Genomic DNA, 12,234 nt, shown 5'->3' with positions numbered 1-12,234 from the left:
CTAAGAGCGAAACAACACGGGTGCCGGCGCGCTGCGTGTTGTTTTCTTGTCTCACTTCCTACTGACCTTATCCGAATAATTCTTCCCGTTAACAGAAGGAGTGAAACCATCCCTTTACTTTAATAGCAGTCCTTCGATTGCCGGCTGTATTTCAAACGGTTCTATCATTGTTTCGTATCTATTATGTACTTGTCCGTTCCGGCCGATCAAAAATTTTGTGAAATTCCACTTGATCCCATCCCCGGCGTAAATCTCAGGATATTTTTCTTGCAGGAAATTCTGCATCCATTCCCCGTTCGGAGTCCGGGTATCGAAGCCTTGAAATGGCGCTTGCTCCGTTAAAAACTTGAATACTGGATGAGCAGTCTGTCCCCTAACCTCCACTTTCTCAAATAACGGAAACGTCACTCCGAAGCTTTGCTTACAATATTCCTGCACCTCCGGGTTATTTCCGGGCTCTTTCCCATTGAACTGGTTACAAGGAAAACCGAGTATTTCAAATCCCTGTTTACTGTAGCTTTCATAAAGCTTTTGAAGACCGGCGAATTGGCGGGAATAACTGCACATACTGGCAGTGTTAACAATAAGGAGTACTTTTCCGAGGTACATTGATAAGTCAATGGTCTTACCACTGATCGTATTTACTTGAAAATCATATATAGACATCAGATCATTCCCCCCCTAAGTTAGCGTTACATAAAAACATAATATGGTGTATTGTCTTATTGGTCTAATATATAAATGCGATCAAATTTATAGGAAAAACTGATAATGTCTGTTTCGCTCGATTCCGGGAGGGAGGATAACGCAGTCAGTATTGCTATAAACTCCAGGAGGTGAGCCAGGCTCATGAATAGATTAGTGTGTTCTCGGATGGCAGAGGCAGATGGTGTATGGCTGATGGATAATTGTGTATGTAAAAGGGGGAGTGGCATTGCTGCGTAGGAGGATGGGAGTCGGCTGGTTAAAGTAACAATCTTTGATTGAACAGACGACCGGAATTAGAGGCAAAAGTGCCTCTGAATTTGCCTGAAGTGGGCGTACAGCTGAAATCAAAGGTAAAAATGCCTTTGATTTTGCCTGAAGTGGGCGTACGGCCGAAATCAAAGGCAAAAATGCCTTTGATTATGCCCAAAGTGGGCAAACGGCCGGAATCAAAGGCAAAAATGCCTTTGATTATGCCCAAAGTGGGCAAACGGCCGAAATCAAAGGCAAAAATGCCTTTGATTATGCCCAAAGTGGGCAAACGGCCGAAATCAAAGGCAAAAATGCCTTTGATTATGCCTGAAGTGGGCGTACGGCCGAAACCAAAGGCAAAAATGCCTTTGATTATGCCCAAAACGGGCGTATCGCGGAAATGAAGGGCAAAAATGCCTTTGATTTTGCCCGAAGCGGGCGTACGGCCGAAATCAAAGGCAAAAATGCCTTTGATTATCCCGCCGCTATACACACAACACATATCCAGGGTACTCTAACCCCGGATATACTCCGCAAAATTCTCCTGCAGATACAGGGAGTTAATATCCTCCCGCAGATGGTGATGGATCAGCGCCTCCAGCTTATCGGTCTCGCGCTGTGTCATGTATTCGAGGATACGCTGGTGTTCGTGCCAGATTTCCTCGAGCTTTTCTTTTCTCAGCATGTGCAGCCTGCGGTAGCGGACATAATGCACATTGGACTGCTGAATCAGGTTCCACAGATACTCCCGGCCGGCCAGCCGGAACAGGGCGGCATGGAACGCATCGTCCAGGTTGAGGAACGGTTCGGTGGCATTGTCTTCACGGATAACGGCCTTCTGCCGGTCCAGTATATCCTTCAGCTCATGCACACCCTTCAGCGCAAGATGCTCCGAGAGATGCTTAATGATCTCCTTCTCGAGTACACTCCGCAGAAAAATAATCTGCTCCACCGACTCCAGATCGATAAAAGAGACCAGATTCCCCTTCTTGGGATAAATATCAATATACGATTCCAGACTGAGCTGCTTCAGCACATCACGCAGCGGTGTCCGTGAAATCTGGAACCGTTCGGACAGGACAGTCTCACTGAGGATGGCGCCCGGCTTCAGGGTCAGGGTGAGGATTTCCTGCTTCAATGTTTTCATGATTTCTTCTTTGATTGACATGGCTACGTTTGCTCCATCGTTGTATTTTATTGTCTAGTATACATCATGTCGAAGGTTAACAAAAGAATCAACCGGTTTAATTGTGAAAAAAGCCGCAAATATCGCCGTTGTAAGGGCATACATATACGATTTTAATTGGGTATTGACAACTTTAGAAGGTTTAAATTATGATCAAGTCAAACTTGTATACAAGATTAATTGTGTGTCAGTCTTACCTTTGGCAGCTCGCTGTGAGTCTGATTGACACAATGCTTCTTCATTTTAATTTATACATTATAAGGAGGGCTTTATTTATGAACATGACATGGAGATGGTACGGCGAAGGGAACGACAATGTTACTCTGGATCACATCCGGCAAATTCCGGGGGTAATGGGCATTGTATGGTCGCTGCATCATAAGGTGGCAGGGGAAGTGTGGGAGATGGAGGAAATCCAGAAGGTTGCGGATCAGATTACAGCCAAGGGCTTCAGCACCGCTGTAGTAGAGAGTGTTAACGTTCATGATGACATTAAGATCGGCCTGCCGTCCCGCGACCAATACATCGACATTTACATTGATACGATCCGTAAGCTGGCCAAAGTCGGCGTAAAGGTCATCTGCTACAACTTTATGCCGGTCTTCGACTGGACGCGTACGGAGCTGTACAAGGAGCTGCCGGACGGATCGAACGCCCTCTTTTATGAAAAGGCTGCCATTACCGATAATCCGCGCGAGATGGTTGACCGCATCCTTAAGGGCGCAGGCGAATTTACAATGCCGGGCTGGGAACCGGAGCGTCTGGAGAGGCTGGATGATCTGTTCGCGGCTTATGCTGATGTGACAGAAGATAAATTGTTCGAGAACCTGGTGTACTTCCTGGAGCGCATCATGCCGGTATGTGAAGAAGTGGATATCAAAATGGCGATTCACCCTGACGATCCGGCCTGGCCGATCTTTGGGCTGCCGCGCATCATCCGCAGCCGGGACACGATCCGCCGGATGCTGGATGCCGTAGACAGCCCGTACAACGGACTGACCTTCTGCACAGGTTCGCTCGGCACCAATCCCGCGAATGATCTGCCGGCGATGATCCGCGAGTTCCATGACCGGATTTATTTTGCCCATATCCGTAACGTTAAGGTATTCGAGAATGGAGACTTTATCGAAGTGTCCCACCGCGGCCGCGACGGCAGTGTTGATGTGGCTGAGGTGGTAAAGGCCTATCATGAGAGCGGGTTCACCGGCTATGTGCGTCCGGACCACGGCCGTCACCTTTGGGGAGAAGAGAAGAACTGCCGTCCGGGCTATGGCCTCTACGACAGAGCGATGGGTATTATGTATCTGCTTGGCGTATGGGATAGCCTGGAGAATGTAAAGGAGGCGAAGTAACATGCTGCGCCTGACCCGATCCAGTATCCGTAATGAAGCGGCCGCCTGGGAGGCCGCCGGTGTAGAGCTTCCCAAGTTCGACTATGACACCGTTGCGCAGAATACGCTGGAGAAGCCGGAATGGGTACATTTCGGCGTAGGCAACATCTTCCGCGGTTTTGTGGCGAATGCCCATCAGAAGCTGCTCGACAGCGGGGCGGCGGACACGGGGATTATTGCGGCGGAGACGTTTGATTTTGAAATGATCGACAAGGTCTACAAGCCGTATGACAATCTGACACTGCTGGTGCTGATGAATGCGCGCGGCGACTTCCAGAAGAAGATCATAAGCAGCATCGTGGAAGGCATCACTGCCGACAAAACCCGCGAAGCGGATGACCGGCGGCTGACTGAAATCTTCGAGAACCCGAGCCTGCAGATGGCCAGCTTCACGATTACAGAGAAGGGCTATTCCCTGACCGGCCCGAACGGCCAATATCTCGGCATAGTGGAGAAGGATATCGCCGGCGGACCGGAGCGGCCGGTCCATGCGATGAGTATCGTGGCTGCCCTTGCATACAAGCGGTATCTGAAGGGCGCATACCCGATGACTTTTGTCAGCATGGATAACTGCTCGCATAACGGGGATAAGCTCAAGAACGGGATCGTTACAATTGCCAAGGAATGGGCGGCAAAAGGCTCGGTGGAAGCAGGATTTGTGGACTATCTGCTGAATGAGCAGCTGATTACTTTCCCGCTGTCGATGATCGATAAAATCACACCGCGCCCGTCCGAAACCGTCCAGGCTGCACTGCTGGAGCAGGGGATTGGCGAGATGGATGTTATTGTTACCTCCAAGAATACCTATACCGCACCGTTTGTTAATGCCGAGATCAGCGAATATCTGGTCATTGAAGACAAGTTCACGAATGGCCGTCCGGCGCTGGAGCAGGCGGGGATTATTTTCACCGACCGGGATACGGTCAATAATATAGAAACGATGAAGGTAACTACCTGCCTTAACCCGCTGCATACGGCGCTTGCCGTATCCGGCTGCCTGCTCGGCTACACCCTGATTGCTGATGAGATGAAGGACGATACGCTGCGCAAGCTGGTTGAGATTATCGGCTACAAGGAAGGGCTGCCGGTTGTTGTTGATCCGGGTATTATCAGTCCGAAGCAGTTCCTTGATGAGGTGCTGAAGGAACGCTTCGCCAATCCGTTCATTCCCGATGCGCCGCAGCGGATCGCAACAGATACCTCGCAAAAGGTGGGCATCCGTTTCGGGGAAACGATTAAATCGTATGTCCGCAGGGAGGACCTGGACCCGGCTGACCTGACGGCCATCCCGCTGGCCATTGCTGTATGGTGCCGTTATCTGCTGGGTGTGGACGATAAAGGCGAAGCTTTTACGCTTAGTCCTGACCCGCTGCTCGATACCCTTCAGGGACATCTGCAGGGTGTGAAGCTGGGCGACACCAGCTCTAATGTACGTGCTATTCTCGAAGATGAGCAGCTGTTCGGCGTGAAGCTGTATGACATCGGCCTTGGCGGCAAAATCGAGGGCATGTTCTACGAGCTGCTGGCCGGGACGGGAGCGGTAAGAAGCACGCTAGAGAAATACGTGAAATAAAGGCAGGGGAGCATACGCAATGAAAGGATTAATTCAGGAGGATTTTCTGCTGCAGTCGGAGGAAGCGCGGATACTGTACCACGAGTTTGCCAAAGATATGCCGATCATTGACTATCACTGCCATCTTGATCCGCAGGCCATAGCAGAGAATAAACGCTTTAACAGCATAACCGATGTCTGGCTGGGCGGAGATCACTATAAATGGCGCGCGCTGAGAACATTCGGCGTGGAGGAGAAATGTATCACCGGTCCGGCTTCAGATGAAGAAAAGTTCGCCAAGTGGAGCGAGGTGCTGCCCTATACGGTCGGCAACCCGCTGTACCACTGGTCCGCGCTGGAGCTAAAGCGTTATTTCGGTGTAGAGGAGCAGCTGAATCCGCAGAACTGGCGGGAGATCTATGACCACTGCAACAAGCTGATTGCGACAGACGGCTTCACAGCCCGGGGACTGATTACAAGCTCTAACGTGAAATGGATCTGTACGACTGATGATCCGGCGGATGATCTCAAATACCATGCCGCAATAGCGTCGCAAAAAGAGTTCAAGACCGGTGTTACGCCAACCTTCCGTCCGGATAAAGCGCTGTTAATTGGAGCCGATACGTTTCCGGCTTACCTGGCCAGCCTGGAGCAGACGGCAGGTTACGCGATTACCAGCTATGCCCTCATGGAGCGCGCCCTGCTGGAGCGGATCGAATATTTCGATAAGCACGGCTGCATGATCTCGGATCACGGCTTCACCGATCTGCCGTTTGAGGAAGCGCCTGAGTCCATGCTTGAAGCCATTTTCAGCAAACGTCTCAGCGGGGAGAGCCTCGGCAAGCTGGAATGTGACCAGTATGCAACAGCCTTGTTCCTGGCCATGGGCCGCAGATATGCGGAGTACGGCTGGACCATGCAGCTGCATATCGGAGCGCTCCACAATCCGAATACCCGGATGTTCCGGAAGCTCGGGCCGGATACGGGCTTCGATATCATTGGCGACCACAGCTATGCCGAACGACTCTACAAGCTGCTGGATGGTCTTGACCGGACAGGCGAACTGCCAAAGACGATTGTCTACAATCTGAATGCGGCGCAGAATGATGTACTGGCGGCGATGATCGGTGCTTTTCAGGGTGAAGGGATCAAGGGCAAGGTCCAGTTCGGCTCCGGCTGGTGGTACAACGACCAGAAGGACGGCATGATCAAGCAGCTGACCTCGCTGTCTAATCTTGGCCTCTTGAGCTGCTTTGTCGGCATGCTGACTGATTCCCGCTCCTTCCTGTCCTACACCCGCCACGAGTATTTCCGCCGGATTCTCTGCAATCTGATCGGCGGCTGGGTGGCCGGCGGCGAAGCGCCCAGCGACCTGCCTTTCCTGGGCAGCATCGTGCAGGACATCTGTTACAACAATGCTGAGCGCTATTTTGGCTTGAAATTTTAAAACAGAAAAGCCCCTATATAAATTGAACTTAAGAATTTAAGTTAAGGAAAGAGTGGCGGAGGAGAATTTTGGAACTGGAGGAGCGGTAGCGACCGCCTTTGTCTGCGGATTTCAACCGTTAAAAACGGTATAAATCAAGAAATCTGCAGACAACAGCGGCTGGAAGTCCAAACATTCTCTGGAGTCACATGCAATCCCAAAACAGCAATATTATTAGTTCAATCTATATAGTTCCATTCACGCAGAGCCTGCAATTTCGGGTTCTGCGTTTTTTTCATGTATAATGAGTTTCGTATAGAGAGAATAGGAGCAGGGAGCGGATAAGAAATGGATGCAGGAGAGTTTCAACGGTATGTAAGAGCGTTTAGTGAAGTTAAAGGCTTTGATACGAGCACTATTGAACAGCGGATGTTATACTTAATGACTGAGGTTGGTGAATTGTCGAAGGAAGTGCTGTCGGTCTCCTTTGATCCGGATGCCGAGCGCAAAGCTAATCTGGGCTATGAGATGTATGATGTAGTATGGAATATTTTTGATCTGGCCAACAAGCTGGATATTGATCTGGAGCAGGCTTTCCGGGAGAAACGGGAGATTAATGACCGCAGAACCTGGGCTTGACCCCTAATATGATCGAAGTTAGATAGAATAGAAAGGACGAGCGGGATATGTTGAAAACAGAATACATTGATGTATTGTCGGTCATTTCCGGTAAATTGTATGCTTCTGCAGCAAATGTGATGGACACTGCAAGCAGGCTGATTCCGGCCAATACATTTTGTATAGCCAACCTGGACAGTCTTTCGACTAAGGTGCTCAAGTCCTTTAACCGGGAAAAAGTGATGCTGGTCGAGGGGCTGGTGGTGGACAATGAGGAATCCTATTGTGCGCTTGTCACTGAACATGCCCAAGGCCCGCTTATAATAGATAACAATCTGACCCACCCGCTGACCAAGGATATGGATGCAACGGAATTTGTCGGCGGATGTTCCTTTATCGGAGTGCCGATCCGCAATGAAAAAGGGGAGTTCTACGGCTCGCTGTGCTCGTTTGATCATGGCTTTTACCAGTATGAGGAGCGTGATGTGGAACTGCTGGTATCGTTGTCGGCTTTTTTCACGGATTTGCTGGAAATGGAATCGGTGCTTACCCATTTACGGACGGCTGAGAAGAAGACGGAGCTGGTGCTGGAGGATAAGAAGAATCTGCTGGCCGTGCTTAGTCACGAAATCCGTACTCCCATGAACGGGGTGATCGGCATGACCAGCCTGCTGCAGACGACGGAGCTGACAGAGGAACAAGTGCTTTACGTCGATGTTATTGAGAAGAGCAGCAATAATCTGCTGTCCATGATGAACCAGATCCTCGATTACTCCAAAATTGAAGCCGGCACATTGAAGCTGGAGCTGAAACCTTTCCATATCCGCGGCGCTGTTGACCATGTCCTGCAATTGTTCGCAGCCGATGCTGAGAAGAAGGGAATCAGGATGCATGCGGCTTATGGCAGTCCGAACAGCCCGATACTGCTTGGGGACAGTCCAAAGGTCACTCAGATCTTAACCAACCTGGTGAGCAATGCGCTGAAGTTCACCGAGCGGGGAGAGATTGGACTCTTTGTGCGGCATACAAGCGATTCGATGGACAGCGTTACGGTTTCAGTTGAAGTTAGAGATTCGGGGATCGGACTTCCGCCTGAACAACAAGACAGCCTGTTCCGCTCCTTCTCACAAATTCACGAGCATTGTTCTCCGGGCAAATACGGCGGAGCGGGGCTCGGGCTTTCTATTTGCAAGCAGCTGACTGAGCTCATGGGCGGTAAAATATGGCTGAAGGAAACGAGTGGAAAGGGCTGTATCTTTGCCTTTGATATTCCTTTTAAGGTGGAGAAAGTACAGAGTTTTTCCAGTAAAATATCCTGAGTCCAAAATACCGTTTTAAAAATATTGCAACGGGTAAAATGGAATTGTGAACGCTATCCTGCATCAGTAGCTGCTGACAAACACACTTTATAACACCGGTCATGCAGGGGAGCCTCACGAAAGAGATAGCAGCGTCAAGGCGCAGGCCATATCGTCGGATAACAGAATAAACGGGAACGGGCGGTATGCCGGCAGCGGCATGCCGTTTTTCTGTTAAAGGGATAGCGGCAGATGTTTAGCTGTTAGTAAAGTGTGGCTTACTGTTCAGCAGCCGCCTTTTTCCGGAAAAGATACACCGCATTGTCCCTGGACGGCGGCACAATCAGCGCTGACAGGCGCTCGTCTAACTCCATCGTAAACTGATCCGCATTATGGTAGGCCTCGAAATCCCCGGTTGTTTGAGAATTCCTGGTCCCGATCACGACATAGAGCTGCACAGAATCTGTCCGGAACACATGCTTCTCATAAGGGTTCTTCGGAACAGGCCAGGAGCATATGACTACTTCCGGGCTATATTTAGCCAGTGCCGATTTGGCATCGGCCTTCTCCACAAACGCAGGATAGTCGATATAATGCTTCCAGCTGTAATCATCAGTTGCTGTGCAGGCAATGCCGGCTTCATTTAAAAAGCGTGTCAGTGTGCCGTCCCCGGCAGCAATCTCCAGGCAATTCTTGTCCTGAGTCAGCGCTGCGAGCTCCTTGATCAGTTCTTTGGAGTAGAAGCAGTAAATCCCCTTTTTGTTAACCAGCGGCATCAGGATCGTTTTATCCTTAACCCATTTCCAGAAAAAGCGGAACGCGGGCAGCGATACCGGCTTGCGCTCAAACCCCTTGCGGAACAGCAGCTTCTGCAGGATCATCCCGTCCCAGCGGTTAAAGCGGATATTGCCGGCCGGTGTTTTGGCAGAGACGGCAATATTCAGCTGTTCCAGCAGATAGATTGCAAACCGCGCTTTAATTATATTTGGCAGAAAAGCATTCACAGTGACTTCGTTCATCCCGCTTTTGCTGATTTTGGCATTGGCTATTTTGGCGCTGGCTGTGTAGCGGTCGATGATGGCCTGTACTACATTTGACTCGGCGTTCTTTTTAATGTCACCCAGCTCCCGCAGCACCTCATCCTTATACTCCGGATATTGCTTGAGCAGTGCCTCGACACCGATCTCGTTGGCCATTATTTTTTTGGCCGTTTCATTTGTGAACTTCCTCATTGTTTAGCGGCTCCATGGTTTCGTTTTTCTCTTCATTATAAAGAAAACAAGGAGCAGGTCCAAGATCAGCTCCTTGTTAAACAGTGATTATTCGCTGCGCAGTGCCACAACCGGATCCTTCTTGGCTGCGAACTTGGCAGGGATGAAGCCGCCCAGCATGGTCAGGCCGACGCTGAGCACGACAAGTCCGAGAGCATGCAGCGGATTGAGCTGCGCAACATTGTTCAGGTCGGTGATGGATTTAAGAATAATGTTGACCGGAAGGGTCAGCAGATAAGCAATCCCGATGCCGAGCAGTCCGGAGAGTGAGCCGATAATGCAGGTCTCCGCATTAAATACGCGGGTGATGTCCTTCTTGCGCGCACCGAGGGCGCGCAGCACCCCGATCTCCTTAGTCCGTTCCAGCACGGAGATGTAAGTGATAATACCAATCATGATCAGGGATACGACCAGTGAGATGGAGGCAAAGGCGATCAATACCATTGTAATTCCGTCCATAATACCGCTGGACAGGCTGGTCACCATCGCTGCCAGGTCAGTATACACAATCAATTCTTCATTGCTGTGTTTATCGTTCCATTTGTCGAGATAGGCAACAAGCTTCTCTTTGGCTCCGAAATCTTTAGGATACAAGGAGATGGAGGATGGAGTAGCTACAGCGCCAAGGGCAGCAAGCGCGGCTTCCTGGGAGGTAGCACTGCCCGGGTCAGTGCTTGCGCTTGAGCCGCCCATTCCCATTCCCATTCCCATGCCCATACCCATACCGCTCATGTCAATTCCCCCTATTTGGGAAAAGACTTTGCCGGTCAGCACATTAACCTGATCCTGCTGCTTCTGGGCCAGCACAATGGCTGAGCCCTGTGCATTTTCAATGAACTGTTCCGCGAGGCTGTCCGAGTAGGCGATACCTGCAGACATCGTGGACATTGGGGAATCCTGCTGCTTGCGGATAATCCCCGAGATATTCAGGGTTACCGCATTAGCGCTGTTATACATTTCGCTCAGATCGGCGGCGTTGCCGTTCAGTTTGAACATGCTGTCTGCTTCAGTGTAGTAGTCATCATTATAGACCAGCTTGAACTCATGGCCGATAATATCGTCGAAGCTGACATTGGCAGCATCGTAATCAAGACCCAGGGCTTCGAGAACACTCTGGTTCATCCGGTTGTATTCATCGACAACCATCACCAGATCAGTAGGCTGCTCTGGCAGGCTGCCTGCAAGCAGATCGTAATAATCCGCCAGATAGCTGCCTTCGGTACCGGCCGGCTTATCGGGATAGGTAGTGAAGTTCAGGCTGGCTGTGTCCATAGGAACGGCAGTTTCGCCATCTGAACGGAGGATATTCATGTTAACCTTGCGGCTGTAGGATACGCCGTCCAGCAGTGCAGGGTCGATTTTGTCCAGATAATCCAGATATTCCGGGCTCAGCTCATTCGTATGCAGAACGGTGTTGGCCGTTGGATCATATGGATATACTTCAGAGGCATCTGTAAATTCGGTCCACTTCTTGTCGGCTTCCTCCGTTTGCGCTCCCGGCGGGTTAGACATATCAATCTGCGCGGCTGTTTCACTAATCGTCACCGGGAAGTTCGATAATGCTCCGGACTCATAGCTGCTGATCTGCTTGTCGAACCCGTTCGATAAGGAGAGAATCAGGGCAATCCCGATGATGCCGATACTGGAGGCGAAGGCGGTAAGCGCGGTTCTCCACTTTTTGGTTGAGATATTTTTGCCGGACAGCTTGAGGGCGGTAAAGTAGCTCATTGCCGTCTTTTTCAGCTGATAATTGGCATTGGTCTTAAGCTCGGTTGGAGGGTTGGTGTCAGAAATAACCTTGCCATCCCTGAATTGTACAATCCGGTCGGCATAGGCTTCTGCCAGCTCCGGGTTGTGGGTAACCATGACAACGAGCTTATCTTTGGCGATTTCCTTGATCAGCTCCATGATCTGCTCGCTGGTTACGGTATCAAGTGCGCCGGTCGGCTCGTCTGCGAGAATAATATCAGGATCGTTAGCAAGCGCTCTGGCAATAGCGACACGCTGCATCTGGCCGCCGGACAGCTGGCCCGGTTTTTTGTGGATATGATCCTTCAGCCCGACCTTCTCCAGCGCCTCAACTGCTTTCCGGTGTTTAATATCAGCACTCACGCCGCTCAGGGTCATGCCCATTTCCACGTTATCGGTGATGCTCAGGTGGGAGATCAGGTTGTAGCTCTGAAAAATAAATCCCACACTGTTGTTCCGGTAAGCGTCCCAGTCACTGTCCTTGAAGGCCTTGGTCGACGTTCCGTTAATGATCAGGTCGCCACTGTCATATTGGTCAAGCCCGCCGATGATGTTCAGGCTGGTTGTTTTACCCGAACCGCTGGGCCCGAGAATGGCCACAAACTCGTTTTTGCGGAAATCGAGACTTACATCATCAAGTGCAGTTTGTGTGAAACTGCCGGTGGTATAGCTTTTGGAGATGTTTTTAAGCTGCAGCATACCGTTAATCTCATCCTCTCTCATCCTTGAATCTCTGTCTTTGTGCAAAGCGTAACATAGTTATATGAACTGAACATCAACTCGTAC

General features: G+C 50.4%; 10 protein-coding genes. 5 read left to right on the top strand and 5 right to left on the bottom strand.

What is annotated here, in order from left to right; all coding sequences use genetic code 11:
- Window positions 1-114: 114 nt before the first annotated feature.
- The 3 genes from NST84_RS21345 to NST84_RS21335 all read right to left on the bottom strand — a co-directional run bounded on the left by NST84_RS21345 (window position 115) and on the right by NST84_RS21335 (window position 2,125).
- Window positions 115-666 carry a glutathione peroxidase gene (locus NST84_RS21345; RefSeq protein WP_342562158.1) on the bottom strand — a complete coding sequence of 184 codons (552 nt, stop codon included), beginning with the start codon at window positions 664-666 and terminating at the stop codon, window positions 115-117.
- A gap of 298 nt (window positions 667-964) precedes the next feature.
- Complete coding sequence (locus NST84_RS21340; protein WP_342562157.1) at window positions 965-1,450, bottom strand: hypothetical protein; 486 nt, start codon at window positions 1,448-1,450, stop codon at window positions 965-967.
- Window positions 1,451-1,471: 21 nt separating this feature from the next.
- Window positions 1,472-2,125 carry a GntR family transcriptional regulator gene (locus tag NST84_RS21335; RefSeq protein ID WP_342562156.1) on the bottom strand — a complete coding sequence of 218 codons (654 nt, stop codon included), beginning with the start codon at window positions 2,123-2,125 and terminating at the stop codon, window positions 1,472-1,474.
- Between the two features lie 293 nt (window positions 2,126-2,418).
- Between NST84_RS21335 and uxuA the strand changes: the two genes are divergently transcribed.
- From uxuA to NST84_RS21310, 5 genes are all read left to right on the top strand, one after another.
- Window positions 2,419-3,495 (top strand): mannonate dehydratase, encoded by a 1,077-nt coding sequence (gene uxuA / locus NST84_RS21330; protein WP_342562155.1) that lies wholly within the window; start codon window positions 2,419-2,421, stop codon window positions 3,493-3,495.
- 1 nt (window position 3,496) lies between these two features.
- Window positions 3,497-5,107: a mannitol dehydrogenase family protein gene (locus NST84_RS21325; protein WP_342562154.1), complete on the top strand. Its 1,611-nt coding sequence runs from the start codon at window positions 3,497-3,499 to the stop codon at window positions 5,105-5,107.
- 19 nt (window positions 5,108-5,126) lie between these two features.
- Complete coding sequence (gene uxaC, locus NST84_RS21320) at window positions 5,127-6,533, top strand: glucuronate isomerase (RefSeq protein ID WP_342562153.1); 1,407 nt, start codon at window positions 5,127-5,129, stop codon at window positions 6,531-6,533.
- A gap of 327 nt (window positions 6,534-6,860) precedes the next feature.
- Window positions 6,861-7,151: a MazG nucleotide pyrophosphohydrolase domain-containing protein gene (locus NST84_RS21315; RefSeq protein ID WP_342562152.1), complete on the top strand. Its 291-nt coding sequence runs from the start codon at window positions 6,861-6,863 to the stop codon at window positions 7,149-7,151.
- Between the two features lie 47 nt (window positions 7,152-7,198).
- Window positions 7,199-8,449 carry an ATP-binding protein gene (locus NST84_RS21310; RefSeq protein ID WP_342562151.1) on the top strand — a complete coding sequence of 417 codons (1,251 nt, stop codon included), beginning with the start codon at window positions 7,199-7,201 and terminating at the stop codon, window positions 8,447-8,449.
- Window positions 8,450-8,706: 257 nt separating this feature from the next.
- Here NST84_RS21310 and NST84_RS21305 read toward each other — a convergent pair whose 3' ends face one another.
- Together NST84_RS21305 and NST84_RS21300 are read right to left on the bottom strand one after the other, a co-directional pair.
- On the bottom strand, window positions 8,707-9,660 hold the full coding sequence (locus NST84_RS21305; RefSeq protein WP_342562150.1) for a hypothetical protein: 954 nt from the start codon (window positions 9,658-9,660) through the stop codon (window positions 8,707-8,709).
- An 87-nt stretch (window positions 9,661-9,747) separates the two neighbouring features.
- Window positions 9,748-12,171 carry an ABC transporter ATP-binding protein/permease gene (locus NST84_RS21300; RefSeq protein WP_342562149.1) on the bottom strand — a complete coding sequence of 808 codons (2,424 nt, stop codon included), beginning with the start codon at window positions 12,169-12,171 and terminating at the stop codon, window positions 9,748-9,750.
- Window positions 12,172-12,234 lie beyond the last annotated feature (63 nt).

The sequence above is a fragment of the Paenibacillus sp. FSL R7-0345 genome (assembly GCF_038595055.1).
Taxonomy (GTDB): domain Bacteria; phylum Bacillota; class Bacilli; order Paenibacillales; family Paenibacillaceae; genus Paenibacillus_AQ.
Note: the sequence above shows the minus strand (reverse complement) of the source record. Positions and strands in the feature narration are given on the sequence as shown.

What these genes read in the sequence shown, in the direction of transcription:
- uxuA (WP_342562155.1), top strand. Translation starts at nt 2,419, where the DNA reads ATGAACATGACATGGAGATGGTACGGCGAAGGGAACGACAATGTTACT.
- NST84_RS21345 (WP_342562158.1), bottom strand. Translation starts at nt 666, where the DNA reads ATGTCTATATATGATTTTCAAGTAAATACGATCAGTGGTAAGACCATT.
- uxaC (WP_342562153.1), top strand. Translation starts at nt 5,127, where the DNA reads ATGAAAGGATTAATTCAGGAGGATTTTCTGCTGCAGTCGGAGGAAGCG.
- NST84_RS21310 (WP_342562151.1), top strand. Translation starts at nt 7,199, where the DNA reads ATGTTGAAAACAGAATACATTGATGTATTGTCGGTCATTTCCGGTAAA.
- NST84_RS21325 (WP_342562154.1), top strand. Translation starts at nt 3,497, where the DNA reads ATGCTGCGCCTGACCCGATCCAGTATCCGTAATGAAGCGGCCGCCTGG.
- NST84_RS21305 (WP_342562150.1), bottom strand. Translation starts at nt 9,660, where the DNA reads ATGAGGAAGTTCACAAATGAAACGGCCAAAAAAATAATGGCCAACGAG.
- NST84_RS21335 (WP_342562156.1), bottom strand. Translation starts at nt 2,125, where the DNA reads ATGTCAATCAAAGAAGAAATCATGAAAACATTGAAGCAGGAAATCCTC.
- NST84_RS21300 (WP_342562149.1), bottom strand. Translation starts at nt 12,171, where the DNA reads ATGAGAGAGGATGAGATTAACGGTATGCTGCAGCTTAAAAACATCTCC.
- NST84_RS21315 (WP_342562152.1), top strand. Translation starts at nt 6,861, where the DNA reads ATGGATGCAGGAGAGTTTCAACGGTATGTAAGAGCGTTTAGTGAAGTT.